21 protein-coding genes and 1 pseudogene are annotated in these 21,260 nt (G+C 31.2%); 12 read left to right on the forward strand and 10 right to left on the reverse strand.

From position 1 onward, the window contains the following. Positions 1-9: 9 nt before the first annotated feature. The 7 genes and pseudogenes from A0083_RS03485 to aspS all read right to left on the reverse strand — a co-directional run. Positions 10-645, reverse strand: a pseudogene (locus tag A0083_RS03485) (methionine ABC transporter permease); the annotation flags it as partial. A gap of 23 nt (positions 646-668) precedes the next feature. Continuing rightward, on the reverse strand, positions 669-1,625 hold the full coding sequence (locus A0083_RS03490) for a methionine ABC transporter ATP-binding protein (RefSeq protein ID WP_197554273.1): 957 nt from the start codon (positions 1,623-1,625) through the stop codon (positions 669-671). A 4-nt stretch (positions 1,626-1,629) separates the two neighbouring features. Further along, positions 1,630-4,242, reverse strand: coding sequence for a valine--tRNA ligase (locus A0083_RS03495; RefSeq protein ID WP_197554275.1), 2,613 nt, complete (start codon positions 4,240-4,242; stop codon positions 1,630-1,632). Between the two features lie 74 nt (positions 4,243-4,316). After that, entirely contained in the window at positions 4,317-5,429 is a 1,113-nt protein-coding gene (locus A0083_RS03500; protein WP_197554278.1) for a hypothetical protein, read from the reverse strand. A 38-nt stretch (positions 5,430-5,467) separates the two neighbouring features. Next, on the reverse strand, positions 5,468-5,986 hold the full coding sequence (ppa, locus tag A0083_RS03505) for an inorganic diphosphatase (RefSeq protein WP_039618061.1): 519 nt from the start codon (positions 5,984-5,986) through the stop codon (positions 5,468-5,470). Positions 5,987-5,996: 10 nt separating this feature from the next. Beyond that, on the reverse strand, positions 5,997-6,569 hold the full coding sequence (locus A0083_RS03510; protein WP_039663402.1) for an adenylate kinase: 573 nt from the start codon (positions 6,567-6,569) through the stop codon (positions 5,997-5,999). Beyond that, positions 6,566-8,317 (reverse strand): aspartate--tRNA ligase, encoded by a 1,752-nt coding sequence (gene aspS, locus A0083_RS03515; protein WP_043019685.1) that lies wholly within the window; start codon positions 8,315-8,317, stop codon positions 6,566-6,568. Before aspS ends, A0083_RS03510 begins: the two co-directional genes overlap by 4 nt. Before the next feature lie 85 nt (positions 8,318-8,402). Here aspS and A0083_RS03520 point away from each other — a divergent pair, with 85 nt between their 5' ends. The 12 genes from A0083_RS03520 (at position 8,403) to mrdA (ending at position 19,106) form a co-directional block, all read left to right on the forward strand. Further along, a complete protein-coding gene (locus tag A0083_RS03520; RefSeq protein WP_039663406.1) occupies positions 8,403-9,233 on the forward strand; it encodes an NAD(+)/NADH kinase in 831 nt (276 codons plus the stop codon). After that, entirely contained in the window at positions 9,233-10,753 is a 1,521-nt protein-coding gene (locus A0083_RS03525; protein WP_197554281.1) for an AAA family ATPase, read from the forward strand. The genes A0083_RS03520 and A0083_RS03525 overlap by 1 nt, the downstream gene beginning before the upstream one ends. Positions 10,754-10,813: 60 nt before the next feature. After that, positions 10,814-12,058 (forward strand): bile resistance response regulator CbrR, encoded by a 1,245-nt coding sequence (cbrR, locus tag A0083_RS03530; RefSeq protein ID WP_197554284.1) that lies wholly within the window; start codon positions 10,814-10,816, stop codon positions 12,056-12,058. Beyond that, a complete protein-coding gene (locus A0083_RS03535; protein WP_197554287.1) occupies positions 12,049-12,846 on the forward strand; it encodes a TatD family hydrolase in 798 nt (265 codons plus the stop codon). The genes cbrR and A0083_RS03535 overlap by 10 nt, the downstream gene beginning before the upstream one ends. Further along, positions 12,846-13,997 (forward strand): lytic transglycosylase domain-containing protein, encoded by a 1,152-nt coding sequence (locus tag A0083_RS03540; protein ID WP_197554290.1) that lies wholly within the window; start codon positions 12,846-12,848, stop codon positions 13,995-13,997. The genes A0083_RS03535 and A0083_RS03540 overlap by 1 nt, the downstream gene beginning before the upstream one ends. Next, positions 13,933-14,772: a septal ring lytic transglycosylase RlpA family protein gene (locus tag A0083_RS03545; RefSeq protein WP_120759346.1), complete on the forward strand. Its 840-nt coding sequence runs from the start codon at positions 13,933-13,935 to the stop codon at positions 14,770-14,772. The genes A0083_RS03540 and A0083_RS03545 overlap by 65 nt, the downstream gene beginning before the upstream one ends. Positions 14,773-14,776: 4 nt before the next feature. Then, entirely contained in the window at positions 14,777-15,265 is a 489-nt protein-coding gene (locus A0083_RS03550; protein ID WP_039663419.1) for a 3-deoxy-D-manno-octulosonate 8-phosphate phosphatase, YrbI family, read from the forward strand. Further along, positions 15,256-15,762: a hypothetical protein gene (locus A0083_RS03555; protein WP_120759345.1), complete on the forward strand. Its 507-nt coding sequence runs from the start codon at positions 15,256-15,258 to the stop codon at positions 15,760-15,762. Before A0083_RS03550 ends, A0083_RS03555 begins: the two co-directional genes overlap by 10 nt. Continuing rightward, positions 15,744-16,202 (forward strand): lipopolysaccharide transport periplasmic protein LptA, encoded by a 459-nt coding sequence (gene lptA, locus A0083_RS03560; RefSeq protein ID WP_120759344.1) that lies wholly within the window; start codon positions 15,744-15,746, stop codon positions 16,200-16,202. Before A0083_RS03555 ends, lptA begins: the two co-directional genes overlap by 19 nt. Beyond that, positions 16,199-16,798: a ribosome biogenesis GTP-binding protein YihA/YsxC gene (gene yihA, locus A0083_RS03565; protein ID WP_197554293.1), complete on the forward strand. Its 600-nt coding sequence runs from the start codon at positions 16,199-16,201 to the stop codon at positions 16,796-16,798. Before lptA ends, yihA begins: the two co-directional genes overlap by 4 nt. A 124-nt stretch (positions 16,799-16,922) precedes the next feature. Next, a complete protein-coding gene (locus tag A0083_RS03570; RefSeq protein ID WP_232087575.1) occupies positions 16,923-17,279 on the forward strand; it encodes a hypothetical protein in 357 nt (118 codons plus the stop codon). Further along, a complete protein-coding gene (gene mrdA / locus A0083_RS03575) occupies positions 17,280-19,106 on the forward strand; it encodes a penicillin-binding protein 2 (protein WP_197554296.1) in 1,827 nt (608 codons plus the stop codon). It begins immediately after the preceding gene. Here mrdA and queA read toward each other — a convergent pair. Genes queA through tatB form a run of 3 tightly spaced genes read right to left on the reverse strand, consistent with a single transcriptional unit; the run spans position 19,099 to position 21,249 of the window. After that, positions 19,099-20,121, reverse strand: coding sequence for a tRNA preQ1(34) S-adenosylmethionine ribosyltransferase-isomerase QueA (queA, locus tag A0083_RS03580; protein WP_197554299.1), 1,023 nt, complete (start codon positions 20,119-20,121; stop codon positions 19,099-19,101). The two genes, mrdA and queA, sit on opposite strands and share 8 nt — an antisense overlap. After that, positions 20,114-20,854, reverse strand: coding sequence for a twin-arginine translocase subunit TatC (tatC, locus tag A0083_RS03585; RefSeq protein WP_120759339.1), 741 nt, complete (start codon positions 20,852-20,854; stop codon positions 20,114-20,116). The genes queA and tatC overlap by 8 nt, the downstream gene beginning before the upstream one ends. A 2-nt stretch (positions 20,855-20,856) precedes the next feature. Beyond that, positions 20,857-21,249, reverse strand: a complete 393-nt coding sequence (gene tatB / locus A0083_RS03590) for a Sec-independent protein translocase protein TatB (protein WP_120759557.1) — start codon at positions 21,247-21,249, stop codon at positions 20,857-20,859. Positions 21,250-21,260 lie beyond the last annotated feature (11 nt).

Raw genomic sequence — 21,260 nt, forward strand, 5'->3', positions numbered from 1 at the left:
GTTTTATCTTTTTGTGATTTTATAAAGCATATTTCCTATAAATTGTATGATTTGCACTAAGACAATTAAAATCACAACAGTTTGAATCATAATATCAGTTCTAAAGCGCTCATAACCATAGCGGATAGCCACATCCCCTAAGCCACCACCACCAACAGTTCCTGCCATAGCAGAAAATCCTATTACGATGATTAAAATTAAAGTGATACCGTTAATAATGCTTGGCAAAGCCTCACTAAACATTACTTTAAAGATAATTTGAGTTTTGCTAGCACCATAAGATCTTGCTGCCTCTATAATACCAGGATCTATTTCTTTAAATGCACTTTCTATCATTTTGGCTAAATAAGGTGCAATTCCTATAGTAAGTGGTACTATCGTAGCAGTTGTGCCTATGCTAATGCCAATGAGGTATTTTGTAAAAGGACTTAAAACCACAATAAGGACTAAAAATGGAAAAGATCTTAAAATATTGATGATAAAATCCAAAACACTATAAATACCTTTGTTTTCACATAAACCACCTTTATCGGTAACAGTAAGCACAATTGCAGGGATTAGTGCGATTAAAAATGCTAAAAAAGTAGCTGTAAAACTCATATAAAGAGTTTCTAATAATGCTGGATATAATATATTTTCAAAATTTCTTATAATTGCCTCTATGTTCATTATGCAAGCTCCCAAATAACACCATTTTCTTGTAGGTAGTTTAAAACTTTTTCTTGATCTTTAGGTTCTATATTAATAACTAAATTTCCTAAAGCGTTATTATTTAATTTTTCTATTTTACCCCAAACGATATTAAAATCAATGTTTAAATTTCTAGCCATATGGGTAATAATGCTTTGGTTTGCCTTTTCCTTGCAAAAATATAAACGTACATTAATCCCACTTTGTGGTAAAAACTCACTTTCTCCCAAGAATTCACGCATTTTTTCACTTGGCTTTAAAAATAAATCTTCTATATTTCCTTGGCCTATGATTTGCCCATGCTCTAGTAAAACTGCTTTTTGTGCGATTTGTTTTACTACTTCCATTTCGTGGGTTACTAATACTACGCTGATGTTAAATTCTTGATTGATTTTAGCAATAAGTTCTAAAATATTATTAGTGGTGTTTGGGTCTAATGCAGAAGTAGCCTCATCACTTAGTAATATTTTAGGATTTAAAGCAAGGGCTCTAGCTATGGCAACTCTTTGTTTTTGTCCACCGCTAAGCTCATTGGGATAAGCCTTGCTTTTAGCTAAAAGCCCCACAAGATCTAAAAGTTCATTAACTCTTCTTTGGATTTTACTTTTATCGTAATTGTGAATTTCTAAAGGCATGGCAACATTTTCAAATACACTTTTTCTACTCATAAGCGCAAAGTGCTGAAAGATCATTCCGATATCTTTTCTAAAAGTTCTAAGCTCTTTTTCTTTTAGAGTAGCTATTTCTTTACCAAAAACTTGTACGCTACCACTTTGATAATTTTCTAAACCATTGATGCATCTTAATAGGGTGGATTTTCCTGCCCCGCTGTGTCCAACAAGGGCGTAAATTTCACCTTCTTTTACTTCTAGTGACACATCATTGATAACTAATTCTTTGCCATAGTATTTTTTTAGATTTTGTATTTTTATCACTGATCTAGCCTTTTAAATTAAAAATTTCATCGTTAATTTTTTCAAGTTGGGCTTTGATGTTTTCAAGTTGAGTTTTATTTTGCTCCACAACCGCAGCAGGTGCATTAGAAACAAATTTTTCATTTTTCATCATAGCATCAAGTTTGTTAAATTCTTTTTCAAGTTTTGTTTTTTGGCTATTAAGTCTATTTAAAACCCCACTTAAGTCAAGATCTTGAGTTGGTATGAATACTTCTAAATTCTCACTTACATCTCTAATGGATTTTTCTAAATTTGTAGTGATAAAATTAATATTTTCGCATTTTGCAAGCGTAGAGATGAAGTTGGTATAATGTTTTAATTCAGCTATTAAACTTTCATCATTTAATTTTATACAAGCTTTTTGAATTTTTGTATTTGCAAGCTCTACTAAGGTTTTTGCACGACGTAAACTAACTATGCTTTCTATAATGATATTGAATAGTTTTTCAATTTTTTCATCTTTGATGTCACATTGAGGATATCTTGAAACCATGATAGATTCGTGAGTATGGATGGAAGTTTTACTTAACTTATGATATAAATACTCACTAATAAATGGCATAAAAGGATTGAGAAGTTTTAAAGCTTCTTTGAAGATACTTCCTAACTCTTTTATGCTCGATTTTTCAGCCTTGCTAAGTTCAATACCCCAATCACAAAATTCATCCCAAAAGAATTTGTATAAAGTATTTGCCGCATCGTTAAAGCGATAGTTGTCTAGATTTTCTCTTGTTTCTTTTACGCATGTTTCAAAACGAGATAGCATGTATTTTGCTAAATTGGATTGAATTTTGTTTTTGTCTAAATCTTCAAATTTTTCCTCATTTAAAAGCAAAAACTTACTTGCGTTATAAAGTTTGTTGGTGAAATTTCTAACTTGTATGAGTTTGTCATTGCTTAGTTTTATATCTCTACCTTGGATAGCTAAAAGCGCAAGAGTAAAGCGCAAGATGTCAGCGCTGTATTCTTCCACGCTTTGCACTGGATCGATGACATTACCTAGAGATTTGCTCATTTTTCTACCTTGTTCATCTTTAACCAAAGCGTGTAAATATATATCTTTAAAAGGAAGTTCACCTAAGGCATTAGTGCTTTGAAACATCATTCTAGCAACCCAGAAAAATAAAATATCAAAACCGGTAATTAATAAAGAATTAGGATAAAAATCTTTTAAATCACTTTCAGACCAAAGTGTATTTTTGCCCCAGCCTTTATTGCCCCAACCTAGGGTGCTCATTGCCCAAAGACCTGAAGAAAACCAAGTATCTAAAACATCAGGATCTTGCTTGAAGTTAGTGCTTTGGCACTTTGGGCATTGACTTGGAGTTTCCTCGCTTGCCCATTCATGGTAGCACTCACAATAATACACAGGAATTTGATGACCCCACCAAAGTTGTCTTGAAATACACCAATCTTTTAAGTCTCTCATCCAAGCATTAAAGCTATTAATCCAATGTGCAGGGTAAAACTGACTTCCGCCAAGATTTACTTTTTCTATGCTTTCTTTTGCAATTTCATTTTTTACAAACCACTGTTTGGAGATGTAAGGTTCTACTACATTTTTACAACGATAGCAGTATCCTACTTGATTGGTATAATCTTCTATTTTTTCAACAAAACCTTTTTTTTGTAATTCTTTGATGATAACATCTCTTGCTTCTAATCTTTCTAAGCCTTTAAAATGCAAGCAATGTTCATTTAAAATACCTTTTTCATCAAAGATAGTGATAAATTCTAGCTGATGTCTTAAACCTACCTCATAGTCGTTGTGATCGTGTGCAGGTGTTACTTTTACAAAGCCTGTTCCAAACTCCATGTCTACATGCTCATCAGCAATAATAGGAATTGTTCTATGTATTAAAGGTAAAATAACATTTTTACCAATTAAATGTTTAAATCTTTCATCATTTGGGTTGACCATCACAGCACTATCACCAAAGTAAGTTTCAGGTCTTGTTGTGGCTACTACGATGTATTCTTGAGAATCTTCTAGAAAATACTTAAGATGATATAATTTTCCTTTATTTTCTTTATGTTCTACTTCTATATCACTTAAAGCTCCATCGTGGGTGCACCAATTTACCATATAGTTGCCGCGTACAATAAGCTTTTTATCATAAAGATCAACAAAAGCTTTTTTAACCGCATTAACCAAACCATCATCCATAGTAAAGCGTAAGCGACTCCAAGCAGGAGTAATGCCTAAAATTCGCATTTGTTTAACTATAGTACCACCGCTTTGTTCTTTCCACTCCCAAACTTTTTTTATAAATTCTTCTCTTCCAAGCTCCTCTTTTTTTATACCTTGAGCTAAAAGTTGTTTTTCTACGACATTTTGTGTAGCAATACCTGCATGATCAAGTCCTGGCTGGTAAAGTGTTTTATAACCATCCATTCTTTTATAGCGTGTGGTGATATCTTGTAGAGTACAAGTAAGCGCATGCCCTATGTGTAAAACACCTGTTACATTAGGTGGTGGCATCATGATACAAAAATTTTTGCCTTTTTCTTGAATTTTCTCATTACCGTTGATTTCAAAATATCCGCGTTCTTCGCAAATTTTATAGTATTCTTTTTCTAGTGATTTATCATACATGATTATTACCTTGAGAATGAAAATAAATTGTTATGTTAGCTTAAAATTGTTAAAGAAGTTTTTAATTTTAGAAATTAGTTATAAAAACTAATTTCTACTTTACGGTTGTTTTGTCTTTGAGAGTCAGATTTATCTTTAGTAGGATAGGTATCCTTTCCCAAAGATTCGATCTCGATTACTTCGGTAAAACTAAAGAAGTGTTTAGCTACGTTCATTGCTCTATTCAATCCTATCATGTAGTTTGCAAAAGCGCTTCCTCTATCATCTGCATAACCTTGAATTTTAACCTTTTTAATGATATCTTCTCTAGCTAGATTTTGATTGATTTTTTCTAATAAATCTTCATTGCTATATTCGCTATAGCCGTTTTTGTCAAATAAAAATTTCAGATTTGAAATTTTTACATCTACGTAGTTATATTTTTTCTTGTTTTTTTCAAATACGATATCTTTATTATATATACTTAGTTTCATATTATCATTAGAAAGCATATCAATAAAAACAGTTAGATTGTAATCTTGAGAGTTGTTTTTGATAGGGTTGATCATCTCTTTTAAAACCCCAATCCTATAATCACTTAAATTTTTACCATCTAAAACATAAACTTTGACAAAATCATTACTAAGTTGTGGTTCATAGCGACTTGTTTTGCCTTTTGCTATGTATTCTTGCATGGTATTTTTATAAGTATTGGTTTTTTTGTGAGTTTGTTTTACATCTTGTGTGTTTTTGTTTTGTATAGTTTGGGTTGTTTTTGTTTGGATTATTTGAGCATGAGATTGAGTTTTTTCTTTCTTTACTTCAGTGGTTGTGTTTTTTTCTTGTGCGCTAGTGTTGTTATCTTGTGTATTAACGCTTTCTTTTTGTGTAGTGGTATTTTCTTTTTGCATATTTACATTAGTGGTGTTTGGCTCTGATGTAATTGTGTTATTAGCTAAAGAGTTAGCCTGACTTTCATAAGGTTTTTCTTCGTTTGTTTGAGTGTGATTTTCATAAGTATTATGACTTAAGTAATTTTCTTCGTGATTATATTGGTTGGTTGATGAACTATAGCTTTGATAAGAATTATTTTTCTTATAATCATATACATAGGTATTTGAAGAATCATCAAAATACCACATATAAAATCCTATGCTAGCACCTAGTAATGCAACAAAAGCTACACTTAAAGCAATAATACTTTTCATTTTTATCCTTTTAAAAGTCCTTTTTTAAAGGACTTTGATTATTTGTAATTTTTAATAGAATTTTCTAAAATTTCACTTGCTTTTTCGATACCTGCAAATTCTTTTACTTTTACCCATTTGTTTGGTTCAAGCATTTTGTATGTTTCAAAGAAATTTTTGATCTTGTCTAAGCTTGCTTTTGGAAGATCATCTAGACTTTTAATGCTATCATACCTTGGGTCGATTTTGCTTACAGGAACAGCTAGTAATTTTTCATCCATACCACTTTCATCTTCCATTAGCAACACACCTATTAAACGACAAGGGATTACAGCACCTGCTTGAATAGGGTATTCATTTAATACTAAAACATCAATAGGATCACCATCATCTGCAAGAGTATTTGGTATAAAACCATAGTTTGCTGGATAAAACATCGCTGAGTACATCACACGATCAACCATAATAGCTCCGCTTTCTTTATCAAGTTCGTATTTGATATTGGATCCATAAGGAATTTCAATAACCGCATTTAACTTGTTTGGTACTTCTCCAACTTTAATTTTGCTAATATCCATTTTTTATCCTTTATTTTAATAAATCATTAATTAAATTTTTCATATCCGCTACGATAGCTTCGATACTTCTTTCACCATTGATTATATGGTGGATATTTTCTTTGGTATAGAAATTTGTTATTTCTTCTAAAGGTTCTAAATAAACTTTCATTCTATTGTTGAAAACTTCTTCATTATCATCAGCACCTCTAGCACGCCCCAAAACTCTTTCTCTGGCAACTTCTTCACTAACTTTTACTTCTATAACACCTTTTAAATTTACTTCATTTTGATTTTTTAATACTTTATCAAACTCGAGCATTTGTTCCACGCTTCTTGGGTAACCATCGATAAGTATCGTGTTAGTTGGAGCGTTTTTTAAAGCCGTGATAATGGTATTTACAACTACATCTAGTGGGACTAAATTCCCTTTAGAAATAAAACTATCAATGGTTTTTCCAAGTTCACTACCACTAGCAACTTCTGCTCTTAATAAATCTCCTGTAGAATAATGAGTAATGTTTGCATCATCTGCTGCAATAATGCTTGCATCAGTTGTTTTACCACTGCCTGGTGCGCCTATGATTAAAAATAATTGTTTCATTTAGTATTCTCCCTTAATCTTATACCTAATTCTCTCATTTGTTCATTGCTTACTTCGCTTGGAGCTTGAGTCATAAGACATTGTGCTCTTTGTGTTTTAGGGAAGGCAATTACTTCTCTAATGCTTGATGATTTAGTTAAAAGCATGATAAGTCTATCTAAGCCTATTGCTATACCGCCATGTGGAGGAGCTCCAAAACTTAACGCATCTAGTAAGAAACCGAATTTCTTTTTTTGCTCTTCTTCGTCGATATTAAGCAGTTTGAAAACTTTTTGCTGGATAGCGCTTTTGTGAATTCTTATACTACCGCCACCTAATTCAACACCATTTAAAACTACATCGTGTGCGATTGAGTTAATCTCTTCTAAATCTTGCTCGTCAATATTTTTTGGCATTGTGAATGGATGGTGCATTGCAGAATAACTACCATCATCGTTTTGTTCAAACATAGGAAAATCAACAACCCATAAGAATTCTAATTTATCCTCATCGATAATTTTCATTTCATCGGCAAGGAATAATCTAAATCTACCCATGTAATCTAGCACAGTTTTCTTAGCTCCTGCACCAAAAAATACCACATCGCCCACTTCTAATTCACATCTTTGGATTAAAGCATTTAAATCCTCTTCGTTAAAGAATTTGCAAAGTGGACCCTTAGGACCATCTTCTTTCATTTGAATAAATGCAAGTCCTGCTGCTCCAAATTTGCGTACAAATTCTTCAAATCTTTGCATTTGACGTTTTGAGAAAATCGTATCTCCTTTTGGAACTCTTAAGGCTTTGATACGATTTTTCTTTGTATCTTTTGCGATATTTGCAAAAATTTCATTGTTTGATTTTGCAAAAATATCGATTACATCGATCAATTTCATATCAAACCTTAAATCAGGTTTATCCGAACCATAACACTCCATCGCTTCTTTATAACTCATTTGTCTAAAAGGAATGCTAATTTCTTTTCCACAAGCTTGAAAGATATCTTTAAGTAGGTTTTCAGCCATGGTTATGATGTCTTTTTGCTCACAAAAGCTCATTTCTATGTCTATTTGAGTAAATTCAGGTTGGCGATCTGCTCTTAAATCTTCATCTCTAAAGCATTTTGCTATTTGAAAGTATCTATCAAAGCCTGAACACATTAAAAGTTGTTTGAAAAGTTGAGGACTTTGAGGTAGGGCATAAAATTCACCTTGGTGTACACGCGATGGGACTAGATAATCTCTTGCACCTTCTGGAGTAGCTTTAGTTAAAATAGGAGTTTCAACCTCTAAAAATCCCATTTTAGCTAAAGAGTTTCTTGTTGCAATACATGCTGTAGATCTGAGTGCGAAATTATCATAAAGTTTTTTACTTCTTAAGTCTAAAAATCTGTATTTTAATCTTAATTCTTCATTAACACTTTCATCGCCTATAGCAAAAGGTATCACTGCGCTTTCATTTTCAATAGTAAGTTTGTTTATAACAACTTCTATTTCTCCGGTTTTAAGTTTTGGATTTGCCAATCCCTCGCCACGTGGACGAATTTTACCTTGCGCGATTAAAACATATTCGTTTCTTACGGTTGAAGCGATATGGTGTGCTTCTTGGTTATCTGTAGGATCACATACTAGTTGTATTAATCCGCTACGATCTCTAAGATCGATGAAAATTACACCTCCATGGTCGCGGTATGAATTTACCCAACCACATAATGTTACTTCTTCGCCAACATTTTGTATGTTAAGCTCTGTATTATAATGTGTTCTCAAAATTTTTCCTTAGATTAATTTTGTTTAATTTTGTAATTATAGTATTTTATTCTTTTGCTTAGCTAAGTTTTGTTATAATTTTTCTATGAAAAAACAGATTAATATAGAAAAAATTCAAAAAGTTGGCTTATTTTGTAGATTAAATACTAACCTAAATGAGCAAATTGCTTTACTAAGAAAGATTTTTGATGTAAAAAATATTGAAGTGGTTTTGTTAAGCCAAGATAAAATTCATTTAAAAGATTTATCAGATTTAGATTTTCTTATTTCTCTTGGTGGAGATGGAACACTTCTATCTTTATGTAGGCAAGCATATCAAGCTAAAAAACCTATCTTAGGGATAAATGCTGGAAATTTAGGTTTTTTGACTGCTTTTTCGTTGAGTGAAGTGGAAGTTTTTTTTGAAGATTTTTTTAGGGGTAATTTTAAAATAGAAACAGCAAAAATGCTTCAGATTACCTTATATAAAAAAAATAAAATCATTAAAAAGTTCGCCTTTAATGACGCGGTTTTTTCTCGCGATAATGCCTTAATGGCAAATGTGGAAGTATTTTTTGAAAATAAGCTTTTTAACGCTTATTATGGAGATGGATTAATCATTGCAAGTTCAAGTGGATCTACCGCGTATAATATCAGCGCAGGCGGTCCTATCGTGCATCCTTGGAGTGAAATTTTTGTTTTAACACCGGTTTGTTCGCATTCTTTAACCCAAAGACCTATTGTTTTGCCTTATGGTTTTGAGCTTGAATTAAAAGTGGAGCAATGTTTGTTATATTTAGATGGACAAGAAGTGATCAATCCTAAAGAATATGATAAAATTCTTATAGGCCTTAGTAAAAAAGAACTTAGTTTTATACACCAAAAAGATAGAGATTATTTCCAAGTTTTAAAAGAAAAGTTAAATTGGGGTAAGTGATGATAGAAAGTATTTTAATAAAAGAAAATTTAGGTTTTAAACAAGCAAAATTAGATCTTGAAAAAGGACTGACAGTTTTTACTGGATTAAGTGGTGCTGGAAAGTCGGTTTTGTTTAAAGCTATCTTGGCTGCCTTTGCACTTAGTGAAAGTGAAGCAAAAATGGTAGAAATTTTACTGAATGATAAACTTGAACTAGATGAGTTTGGTATAGAAAATGAAGAAATAAATATATTTAAACTTTTAAAAGATAAAAGCACACGCTATTTTATTAATAATCAAATGATATCAAAGAAAAATTTAGCCTTATTATCTAAAGGTTTTGTGAAATATCTCTCTGCCAAGGAAAATAACGAATTTAGCAATGAAAGATTTTTAAATATACTTGATTTTATGCAAAGTAAAGAAGATAAAAATTTTCAAGATTTTTTAAGTGAATATAAAAACACTTATAAGGAATACTTAGAAAACAAAAGCAAACTAGAGCAAATTCAAGAAGAAGAAAAAAAAGTAGAAGAGTTAAAAGAATTTACCAGCTTTGAAATACAAAAAATTCAAAGTATTAATCCAAAAATAGGTGAATTTGATGAATTGATGAGTCTTAAAAAAAGACTTTCAAAAAAAGATAAAATTGATGCAGCATGGAATAAAGCGAGTAAAATTTTTGAACTAGAATCAGCGGTAATTGATGCATTGCAAATTAGTGATGTTGATAGTTCATTTTTTTCAGAATGCCTTAATGAGTTAAGAGTAGTTTGGGAAAATCAAAGTTTTGATGATTTTGATTTTGATATTGATATTGAAGAAGTGCTTGATAGGATAGAAAAGCTTTCTTCTTTGATTTCAAAATATGGGAGTATAGAAGAAGCTTTAGAAGCTTTAGAAAAGAAAAAAACAGAATTGGCTCATTATGAAAATTTAAGTTTTGAAAAAAAAGCATTAGAAGAAAAAGTACAAAATACTCAAGGTATTTTAGAGCAAAAATGTCAAAAACTTACTCTTATACGCCAAAAAAAGCTAAAAGAGCTTGAAAAGTTACTAAATTTTTACCTCCAAAAACTGTATATGAAAGAAGTAAAATTAGAGCTTAAAGAGTGTGCTTTAAATCTTTTGGGGAAAGATGAAGTTAGTTTAAATATCAACGAGGCTAGTTTAAAAAATTTAAGTTCAGGCGAGATCAATCGTTTAAGACTTTCATTTATTGCCACTGAATGCAATATAACAAATAAAGCTAGCGGAATAATTTTTCTAGATGAAATTGATGCAAACTTAAGCGGTAAAGAAGCAATGAGTATTGCTGAAGTACTAAAAGAACTTGCGTGTTTTTATCAAATTTTTGCCATTTCACATTTACCACAGCTTTCATCAAAAGCAAGTAATCATTTTTTAGTGGAAAAAATAGGTGATGAAAGTAGAGTGAGAAAAATTGAAAAAGAAGAAAGAGTAAGAGAGCTTGCTAGAATGGTAAGTGGAGAAAATATTACCCAGGAAGCTTTAGAATTTACTAGAACTTTACTTTAAAAACAAAAAGTAAATTTCTATATGTTATAATTATAATTTTAAGTCATAAAGAGGTTAGCTATGGAAGAAAAAATTTTAATTATTGATGATAATAAAATGCTTACAAAACTTTTAGCAAAAAAAGTAGAGAGTACCTTAGGTTTAAAAGTAGATGTTGCTTTTGATATGAATAGCGCTAAAGAATTAGTAAAGAATAATTATTTTATGGCTTTTGTGGATCTTTGTTTGCCAGATGCTCCTAATGGAGAAGTGGTGGATGTGATATTAGAAAAAAATATCCCTGCTATTGTTCTTACAGGAAGTAGCGATGGGCAAACACGTAAAAAATTTATGGAAAAAGACATCATAGGTTATATTCAAAAAGAGAGCGAAAGCTGTATCGATGAGATGTTAAGTTCTATTAGAATGTTGCAAAAAAACAATAAAACTAAAATTATTCTAGCAATTGCTAATGTGACTTTACGTGCAGAAATGAAAAAAAATCTAAATAACCAACTTTTTAACGTTTTAGCAGCAGCACATGGAGAAGAAGCTTTGAGTTATCTTAGTGACAATCCTGATACTAGATTGGTTATTTGTGATGCGACTATGCCAGTAATTAATGGAGAAGATTTGCTTGTTGAAATTCGCTCAAAGTACTCCAAAATAGAACTTGGTGTGATTATGGTTGGAGATAAAGATGATGCTTTAGAAGCAAGAGCTTTTAGAAAAGGTGTAAATGATTATGTTATTAGACCTTTTCAAAAAGAATCACTCAATTGTAGGGTAAATAACTGCTTAGACTATATGCAAAAATGTGTTTTATTAGATGAATATAGTTTGGGTAAGGATTTATTAACCGGACTTGATGATTATGCTAGCTTTGAAAAAAGATTTTTAGACTATTTAGAAGATATGCAAGAGAGTGAAGAATTAGCATTAGCTTTGATAGATATTGATAATTTGGCGACTATTAATTATGAGTTAAGTTATGATTGTGGTGATGGTGTGATTAAATATACTGCCAAAAAAATCAAGGATCAAATTCGCGGTATGGACTTGGCTACAAAAATCGAAGATGGTAAATTTTATGTACTTTTGAAAAATACGGGCAATAAAGAAGCGCTAAAAGCTTTTTCAAATATTAGAGTTAACATTGCTAAAGAAAGCGTATTGGTAGCACTAGATGAAGTAGATTATAGTGTTTCTGTGGGGGTTGCTTTTGGAGGTAAATCTAGTCAAATGCAAGAACTATTAAACAATGCCCAAAAAGCTTTAGATTTAGCAAAGGCAAATGGAAAAAATAGGGTAGAGGTATGTTTTTAGATTGTGATTTTTCTGAAAAAATCATAGACACGCATTGTCATTTAGACAGCCAAGCTTATTTTGGGTGTTTAAATGAAATGCTCAATCATGCTTTTGATAATGGAATAGATAAAATCATCATACCAGGTGCAGATATCAAAGATCTACCAAGAGCAAGAGAGATTGCACATCGTTATGAAAAGGTGTTTTTTTCTTGCGGGGTGCATCCTTATGATATTGATGATTTTGATTTAGATATTTTGAAAGAATTTATTAACGATAAAAAATGTATCGCGGTTGGTGAATGCGGGCTTGATTATTATCGTTTAAATGCTGATGATGATGCGGTAAAGGCAAAACAAAAAGAAGTTTTTATCGCTCAAATACAGCTAGCTATTGAATACAAAAAACCACTGATTGTACATGTGCGTGATGCAAATGAAGATAGTTATAAGATATTAAAAAATTATGCAAAAGATTTACAAGGTGGTGTTTTACACTGCTTTAATGCAAGTGAACTTTTGCTTTCATTGGCAGATGATGGGTTTTATTTTGGTATAGGTGGGGTTTTAACCTTTAAAAACGCCAAAAAACTTGTGGAAATTTTACCTAAGATACCAAAAGAAAAGCTTGTTTTAGAAACAGATGGTCCATATTTGACCCCAGAGCCACATCGTGGTAAAGTTAATGATCCCATTTTAACGCATTTTGTTGCGCAAAAAATAGCTGATCTTTTAAATTTTAGCAAAAGTGAAATTATTAAGTTGACTAATTTAAACGCTAACCGTTTATTTTTTCAAGGTTTGTAATGAAAAAAAAGTTTTTATTCTTTACTTTAGTTTTGTTGTGTTTAAATGCTAAAGCTTTGCAGTTTACACCAGAGCATTACACTCAGCAAGCTCAAATTTTAAGAAATTTAGATATCGAAGCAAACTATTTAAGTGATATGATTTTTCTGGAATTTAAAGAATCTTCTATGGATATGCACTCTAAAACTTTAGTGGATACGATGAGGGAATTTTACAAAATCACTCCAATTATTCGTAAAATTTTAGAAAAAGAAAATATCCCGCAAGAATTCTTATACCTTGCTGTTGTAGAGTCAGGTTTAAAAATTCATAGTGTTTCAAGAACTAAGGCAGTGGGTGTATGGCAGTTTATGAAACCAACAGCGCAAACTTTAGGTTTAAGGATTGATCCTTACGTTGATGAAAGAAGAGATTTGGTGAAATCTACTCATGCTGCGATTGCTTATTTAAAGCAGTTAAAAGAGCAGTTTGGGAAATGGTATTTAGCTATTTTGGCTTATAATTGCGGCGATGGTAAATTGCGTCAAGCTATAAAAAAGGCAAAAAGTGATGATTTAAGAGTTTTACTTGATCCTGATAAAAAATATCTGCCTTTAGAAACACGAATTTTTATTAGAAAAATTTTAACCATGGCGTTTTTGGCTAATAATAATGATTTTTTAATTTCACAAGATAGTGCCTTGCTAAATTATGCTTTATCAAGTGAAGTTAAAAAAATACCTGTACCACCTAGTGTTTCTTTAAGGCAGTTAGCTAAAGTTGCTAAAATGTCTTATGGTGAGTTTAAACGCTATAATCCACACTTTAACCATGATTTTACACCACCTGATAAAAAAGACTATTACATGTATGTGCCTTTAAGTAAAAGTGTAGCAGTAGAAAATGCAATGAAAAAAGTCAAATTAGCCAAGGTGGATACAACTATCCCACATACTAAAATTTATATAGTAAAACAAGGGGATAGTCTTTATACTATTGCTAGAAAACACAAAATCAGTGTAGAAAGCATAAAAGAGTATAATAAAATCAAAGGAAATTTGATCAATATCAATCAAAAACTTGTGTTAAAAATTAAGGAGAATAATAATGCAAAAATCAAAACTACTCAAAAATTACCAAAAGACTCTCATACAAAAGTCGTTAGTCGTTAGTTGTGTTGGTGTTTTATTTAGTGCTTGTAGTATGGTGCCTATTAGTACGCCTACGGTGTATTATCCAGAAAGAGATTTTAAAAGCGTAAAACATAATAACACGAATTTAAAAGGAACTATGAAGCCTTATACTATTAATGGTAAAACATATTATCCTACTGTAGTAGAAGTAGGTGAAACTGCAGATGGTATAGCAAGTTGGTATGGACCTGGTTTTCATGGTAAAAAAACTTCTAATGGTGAAACTTATGATCAGCATGCATACACTGCAGCACATAAAACTTTACCAATGAATACTATTGTAAAAGTAACTAACCTAAAAAATCACCGCCAAACTACAGTTAGAATTAACGATAGAGGTCCTTTTGTTGCAGGAAGGATTATTGACTTATCCAATATGGCTGCAAGAGATATTGATATGATACAAGCAGGGACAGCTCCTGTAAGACTTGAAGTAATTGGTTTTGGTACTAGTGCTAATTCAGGTTCGGTGCATACTAATTCGAATTTAGGAAACAGTGGATCTATTGTTGATAGTGGACATATTTTCCAAGGAGGATCTTTTATGGTACAAATTGGAGCATTTAGAAATAAAAGTGGTGCTGAATTAATCGCAAGTAGATATAAAAACTATAACTCATATACTTCAACTATACAAACAAGTGCAAAAGATGGTTTGCACAGAGTATTTTTAAAAGGCTTTAGAAGTGAACAAGAAGCAAGGGATTTTGCTGATAGTGGATCTTTTCCAGGTGCGTTTATAGTAAGAGAGTAAAATAATGATAGAATTGATTTTTTTAGATGTAGATGGTTGTTTGACAGATGGTAAAATCATCTACACTCAAAATTATGGCGAGATTAAAGAATTTAATGTAAAAGATGGTGCTGCGATTGAAGCTTGGCAAAAGCTTGGCAAAAAAGTTGCTATCATTACAGGTAGGACAAGTGAGTGTGTGTATTTTAGAGCTAGGGATTTAAAGATTGATTTAGTATATCAAGGTATTAGCGACAAACTTGCTTGTGCAAAAGAAATTTTAGAAAAATTAAATTTAGATTTCTCTCAATGTGCAGCTATTGGAGATTACTATAATGATATGAGTTTACTTGAAGCGGTGGAGTATAGTTTTAAACCAAAAGATGCACATAAGGCTTTAAAAACTGATAAGGTTTTAAATAGAAAAGGCGGCAATGGTGCGGTGAGTGAAATGATAGAAATTTTAGTAGAATACAACAATATGCAAGCGCAATGGGATAAGCTTTGGCGATAAAAATTTTTGCAATCTTAATGGGATTGTTTGCTTTTGTGATGGTGATTTTAAGTACGCAAGATCCTTATCTTTTTGCTATAAAACCACAAAAGGTTGATGTGGCAAATATGCAAGCTTTTGATGTGCTTGATTATGAGCTTAATACCACCACTACAAAGGCAAGTTATCAAGCTAGTCGTTGGGTTAAATACCAAGATAAAGATATTTTTGATGATTTTAAAGTGCAAGCACTTGATTATAATTTAAGTTCAAATTTATTAATCAGAAACGATGAAAAATCTATTTTAGAAGGTAATGTTAGTTATTTTGATAAAAATCAAACTTCTATTTTTACCCAAAAAGCAGTTTATAATATGAAAGATAAAATTTTATTTTCTAATGATACCTTTAAAGCTTATATAGGAGTTAATGAGGTATTTGGAAATAGCTTTTTATATAATGTAGATCAAAAAGAATTAAAAATTCAAGGAATAAAAGCATGGTTTTTAGAACAGTAATTTTTTTATGTTTGTTGAATTTATTTGCATTGGGTGCGCAAAAAATAGAAGTATATGCTAAAGATTTTTATTTAGATGAGAAAAATGAAACTAGCACCTTAACAGGTGATGTGGAAGTAAAAAAAGGCGGGGATATTTTAAATTCTCAAAAACTAGTTATTTATATGAAAAATAAACAACCTGTGAAGTATATTGCTACTCGCGATGCTAAGTTTAAAATTAATATGAAAGATAAAACTTATCATGGAAGTGGAGATGAGTTTGTTTATAATGTGGCTAAAGATACCTATGAAATCAATGGTCATGCAAAAATCATCGAAGTGCAAAGTAAAAAAGAACTAACAGGGGATAAAATCATCGTAGATAGAAAAAATATGACTTATAGGGTGCTTAGTAAAGACAAAAAACCTGCAAAATTTGTATTTGAGGTTAAGGAATGATCCTTAATGCTCAGTTTTTAACTTCGGCTTCTAAGGTTAGTGAAGCACCACAGCCTATATATACAGAGATTGCATTTTTGGGTCGTTCTAATGTAGGTAAAAGCTCTTTGATCAATACACTTTGTAAAAATAAAAATCTAGCAAAAAGCTCATCAACTCCGGGTAAAACTCAGTTGATTAATTTTTTTGAAGTAAATTGCAAAAAAAATGAGGATAAATTTAAACTGATGTTTATTGATTTGCCTGGTTTTGGTTATGCAAAGGTAAGTAAAAAAACAAAAGCTATTTGGAATAAAAATTTAGATGAATTTTTAAAAGAACGTAGTTCTATCAAACTCTTTATACATCTTGTTGATTCAAGGCATGAAAATTTAGATATTGATGCAAATTTGGAAGCATATCTAGACTCTTTTATAAGAGCAGATCAAAAAAAAATAACTGTTTTCACAAAATCAGACAAGCTTAATCAAAGTCAAAAAGCTAAAATTTTAAATCTTCACAAAAATGCTATCATGGTTTCAAATTTAAAAAAAACAGGTATTGAAAAACTAGAAGAAAAAATTATTTTAGAAAGTTTGGGTTTGAATGAGGAGTAGGAGATTAGTAAAAAATAGATTTGATTTTTCTTATTTATTTTTCTATCTATCTTTGATTTTTTATCAAGTATTAAGCTCAGTATATTACTGGATGCCACCTTTATTTGGTGTGTTTTTTTGTTATATGATTGTACTTTTAAAAGAAAAAGAAAGAACACTGAATAAGCTTGATTTTAGATGGTACTTTTCTTTGTTTTATCTCATTATTATAGATATCATACACGGTTTTTATCTTTTTAGCTCTTGGATTGCATTTTTTATTTTTTATCATTTTTTTGTGGATTGGTTTAAAAGCAAGCTGAAGTTAGGGCCTTATTTGCTCGTTATATTTACTTTTTGTGCGTATATTTTTATTTATTTTTTTGATGTGTTTTTGGCATATTTAGATAATAGTCAAATTTTAAATTTTGGTTTAGAGTATTTGTGGTTTTTTGCTATTGAAGCATTGATATCATTTGTTATTTTTAGAGGAAAAATTTAAATGCGTATGCGCTTGGTGATGGGCTTTATAGCTTGTTTTTTTATATTATTACTTGCTAGAGTGTATTATATTAGTATCAAATCTAATGTATACTATGAAGAAATAGCCAAGCAAAACGCTATAAAAACTCAGTTTTTAGCACCCGTAAGGGGGCAAATTTTAGATGTTAAAGGCCGACCTTTAGCGGTTAATAAGCTAGGATTTTCCATATCGGTTAAGCCTTATTTGTATATTAAAAAGAAAAATAGACCACTTTTAGATCAAGAATTACAAGCGATTGTAAATGCTTTTCCTGATTTGAATATTACTAGATTAAAAAGAGCTTACGTAAAAGCTGATTCTTACTATAATCAAGATTATATTGAAGTGGTGCCATTTATAGAATATGATGCAATGATTAAGCATTTTACTAAGTTAAATTTACGTGAAAATATGCAGGTAAAATCTACCACACAAAGATTTTATCCTTATAATGCCTTAGCTAGCCATGTTATAGGTTATGTAGGTAAGGCTAATTTAAATGATATGAATGAAAATGAAATTGCAAGATTAACAAGCTATGTGGGTCGTAGTGGTATTGAGCGTTCTTATAATGAAATTTTACAAGGACAAAAAGGCGAAAAGGTTAGTAAGGTAAATGCACTCAATAAAGAAATAGAAGAACTTTCTTATAAAAAACCTACTTCAAGCAATATTACCTTAAGTATTGATCTTGATTTACAAGAATACCTTACCTCGCTTTTTAAAAATTTAGCAGGAGCTGCTATTGTTATGGATGTTAAAACTGGGGCTATTTTAGCAGCAGGTAGTTTTCCTGAATACAATCTCAATCCATTTGTAACAGGTATTACTCAAGAAGAATGGGATAAGTTGTCAAATGATTTAAACCACCCTTTTACAAATAAGCTTATCAATGGACTTTATCCTCCAGGTTCAGTTATTAAAATGGGTACAGCTTTGGCTTTTTTAGATAGTGGTAAAGTACATGAAAATCATAAATATTTATGTGATTCAAATTTTGAACTTGGAGGTAGAAAATTTAGATGCTGGAAAACCATAGGCCATGGTTATGTAGATATGAATGATGCCATTAAGGAAAGTTGTGATGTGTATTTTTACAAAGGTTCTTTGGAAGTAGGTATTGATACAATTAGCTCGGTTTTTGAAAGAATAGGTTTTGGAGCAAAAACAGGAGTGGACTTGCCAAATGAATTTATAGGCACAGTGCCTAGTCGAATTTGGAAAAAAGAAAAATACAACCAACCATGGTATCAAGGTGAAACCTTAAACACAAGCATAGGGCAGGGAAATTTCCTTGCAACACCTATGCAAGTAGCTAAATTTACAGCCATGATAGCTACCTCTAAAAATATCACACCGCATTTTTTACACAGTGTTGATGATAATATAACTAAGATTAGTTTTGAAAACAATGAAAGTGTATTTACGACTTTTGAATTATCAAAACTTCCGCTTTTAAGACGTGCTATGTATGAAGTAGCTAATGTTGATGGGGGAACTACGGCAAGATTTTTAAAGCATTCTCCTATAACCATAGCAGCTAAAACAGGAACAGCGCAAGTGGTAGGAATTTCACAAAGTGAAAAAAAACGCATTAAAGAAGAAGATTTGGAGTATTTTTTAAGATCTCATGCGTGGATTACTTCATATGCACCTTATGAAAAACCACAGTATGTTGTCGTGGTATTGATTGAGCATGGTAAAAGTGGAAGTAGTGCAGGTGGACCTATACTTGCTAAAATTTATGAAAAACTGATAGAATTGGGTTATATTGATAAAAAATATATCAAGAAAAAAACTAGATGATTAGCATTCCATCGCCATAGGAATAAAAGCGATACTGATTCTTTATAGCTTCATGGTAAAGCTCTAAAGTTTTTTCTCTTCCTATAAAAGAAGCTACTAGCATGATGAGGGTTGATTTAGGTAGATGAAAATTAGTCAGCAAGTAATCTAATCTTTGCGGGGTATTTTGTGGATGTAAAAATAAATCACAATAACCTTCTTGAATTTTGTTTTGATAATAATACTCTATACAACGAGTTACAGTAGTACCTACGCCTAGTATTTTTTTAGAGGAGTCAATCAAGGCGCGTGTTGCATCACTGATGCAAAAAAATTCAGAGTGCATTTTATGTTCTCTGATGTCTTCACACTCCACGCCTTTAAAAGTTCCTGCACCAACATGTAGGGTTATGGTATGAATACTATGGCTTTTTTTAAGCTCATTGATCATTGCTTCATCAAAATGTAAGCTAGCAGTGGGTGCGGCAACTGCTCCTTGATTTTTTGCAAAAATACTTTGATAGTTAATATTATCTTGTGCTTCATCAGCTCTTTTGATATAGGGAGGCAAAGGCACATGACCGATATTTTCTAGTATTTTAAAAACTTCATGATGTGTAAGTGTTTTTTGCTTATTATAAAATTCTACTTCCCTAGTGCCATCTTGATGAAGTTTTTTAATCTTAGCTTGTAATTTATTTTCAAAGTATAAAATTTGACCTTCTTTTACCTTGCCGCGAATTTGAACTAAAAAATTGTCTTCCTTTAAAGGGTGGTTGATGAAAAGTTCTATTTTGCTGCCACTTTCTTTGTTTCCATAAATTCTTGCTTTGATGACTTTGGTGTCATTGAAAATGATCTCACAAGGTGGTAAAATTTGAGCAAGATCTTTAAAATGTAAATGTGTTATTTGATCTTTATATCTTTCATATACCAAAAGTTTTGCATTTTCCTTGGGTAAAATAGGAAAATTTGCTATGAGTTCGCTAGGTAAGTTATAGTCATAGCTAGAGAGCAAAAGATCTTTATCATTCATCTGTGTCATCTTCTTTTTTGCTTGGATTGACTTTTTTAGCGATATAAATAGAAATTCCATAAAGTCCACACAAAGGCACCGCCATTAAAAATTGTGAAATCACATCAGGGGGTGTCATCATTGCAGAAAAAACAAAGATCACTAAAACTGAAACCCTAAAATGCTTTTTTAAAAACGCATCGTCAACTAGTCCAAGTTTGGCAAAGAAAAAGGTTATAACCGGCATTTCAAAAGCTAAACCAAAAGCAATCACTAATTTAGTAAAAAATCCTACATATAAACCTATGCTGATCAAAGGCTTAAAGTCTTGTGTTTGCACCCCAAAATCAATCAAAAATTTAAAAGCCAAAGGGATAACAACGTAATAACAAAACAAAGCACCAAGCGCAAACATAATGCTCGCAAAGCTTACAAAAGGTATCACTAGTTTTTTTTCATTGTCGTAAAGTCCTGGTGCTACAAATTTCCAAAATTGCCAAAAAATAACCGGTAAAGAAATTAAAAAAGCGGTAAAAAATGAAACTTTCATCGCTGTAAATAAAGGCTCTTGTAATTCAACGAAAGTCATTTGTCTGGAAATTTCAGGTAAAGCTGCTTCAACAGGTGCTTTAAGTATATCGATAATATAGTTATTAAAACTAAAACATACAAAAAACATTACAACAACACAAGCAACACTGATAAATAATCTTTTTCTTAGTTCTACTAAATGTGGTTTTAATTCTTCAAACATGCTTAGCTTTCCATTTTTTGAGTATTTTTGTCATTTTTTTGAGTATTTTCTTCGAGATTAGAAAGTTCTTGTATATCTTTTCCTAGTTCATTGATTTCGTTTTTTACTTCATTGGTATTATTTAAAATATCTTCTTTGAGTTGATCAAATTCTTCAAAGCTGAGTTTTTTTCTAATGTTTTCATTAGTTTGTGAGAATTCATCTTTGTATTTTTGTGCTTCATCTTTTAATTCTGCTATTTTTAATTCTTTATTGATACTAGCTTTTGCTTCATCGATATTGCTTTTAATAGCTTTTAAGATTTTTGCAATTTCCACTATGGTTGAAGGTAATTTTTCAGGGCCAAGTACCAAAATAGCTACAACCAAAATAACCAAAATTTCGCCAAAACTCATTATTTTATCTT

The sequence above is a fragment of the Campylobacter sp. 2014D-0216 genome (assembly GCF_014931215.1).
GTDB lineage: Bacteria > Campylobacterota > Campylobacteria > Campylobacterales > Campylobacteraceae > Campylobacter_D.

What these genes read in the sequence shown, in the direction of transcription:
- A0083_RS03495 (WP_197554275.1), bottom strand. Translation starts at nt 4,242, where the DNA reads ATGTATGATAAATCACTAGAAAAAGAATACTATAAAATTTGCGAAGAA.
- A0083_RS03500 (WP_197554278.1), bottom strand. Translation starts at nt 5,429, where the DNA reads ATGAAAAGTATTATTGCTTTAAGTGTAGCTTTTGTTGCATTACTAGGT.
- ppa (WP_039618061.1), bottom strand. Translation starts at nt 5,986, where the DNA reads ATGGATATTAGCAAAATTAAAGTTGGAGAAGTACCAAACAAGTTAAAT.
- A0083_RS03510 (WP_039663402.1), bottom strand. Translation starts at nt 6,569, where the DNA reads ATGAAACAATTATTTTTAATCATAGGCGCACCAGGCAGTGGTAAAACA.
- A0083_RS03520 (WP_039663406.1), top strand. Translation starts at nt 8,403, where the DNA reads ATGAAAAAACAGATTAATATAGAAAAAATTCAAAAAGTTGGCTTATTT.
- A0083_RS03525 (WP_197554281.1), top strand. Translation starts at nt 9,233, where the DNA reads ATGATAGAAAGTATTTTAATAAAAGAAAATTTAGGTTTTAAACAAGCA.
- cbrR (WP_197554284.1), top strand. Translation starts at nt 10,814, where the DNA reads ATGGAAGAAAAAATTTTAATTATTGATGATAATAAAATGCTTACAAAA.
- A0083_RS03535 (WP_197554287.1), top strand. Translation starts at nt 12,049, where the DNA reads ATGTTTTTAGATTGTGATTTTTCTGAAAAAATCATAGACACGCATTGT.
- A0083_RS03540 (WP_197554290.1), top strand. Translation starts at nt 12,846, where the DNA reads ATGAAAAAAAAGTTTTTATTCTTTACTTTAGTTTTGTTGTGTTTAAAT.
- A0083_RS03545 (WP_120759346.1), top strand. Translation starts at nt 13,933, where the DNA reads ATGCAAAAATCAAAACTACTCAAAAATTACCAAAAGACTCTCATACAA.
- A0083_RS03550 (WP_039663419.1), top strand. Translation starts at nt 14,777, where the DNA reads ATGATAGAATTGATTTTTTTAGATGTAGATGGTTGTTTGACAGATGGT.
- lptA (WP_120759344.1), top strand. Translation starts at nt 15,744, where the DNA reads ATGGTTTTTAGAACAGTAATTTTTTTATGTTTGTTGAATTTATTTGCA.
- yihA (WP_197554293.1), top strand. Translation starts at nt 16,199, where the DNA reads ATGATCCTTAATGCTCAGTTTTTAACTTCGGCTTCTAAGGTTAGTGAA.
- A0083_RS03570 (WP_232087575.1), top strand. Translation starts at nt 16,923, where the DNA reads ATGATTGTACTTTTAAAAGAAAAAGAAAGAACACTGAATAAGCTTGAT.
- mrdA (WP_197554296.1), top strand. Translation starts at nt 17,280, where the DNA reads ATGCGTATGCGCTTGGTGATGGGCTTTATAGCTTGTTTTTTTATATTA.
- queA (WP_197554299.1), bottom strand. Translation starts at nt 20,121, where the DNA reads ATGAATGATAAAGATCTTTTGCTCTCTAGCTATGACTATAACTTACCT.
- tatC (WP_120759339.1), bottom strand. Translation starts at nt 20,854, where the DNA reads ATGTTTGAAGAATTAAAACCACATTTAGTAGAACTAAGAAAAAGATTA.
- tatB (WP_120759557.1), bottom strand. Translation starts at nt 21,249, where the DNA reads ATGAGTTTTGGCGAAATTTTGGTTATTTTGGTTGTAGCTATTTTGGTA.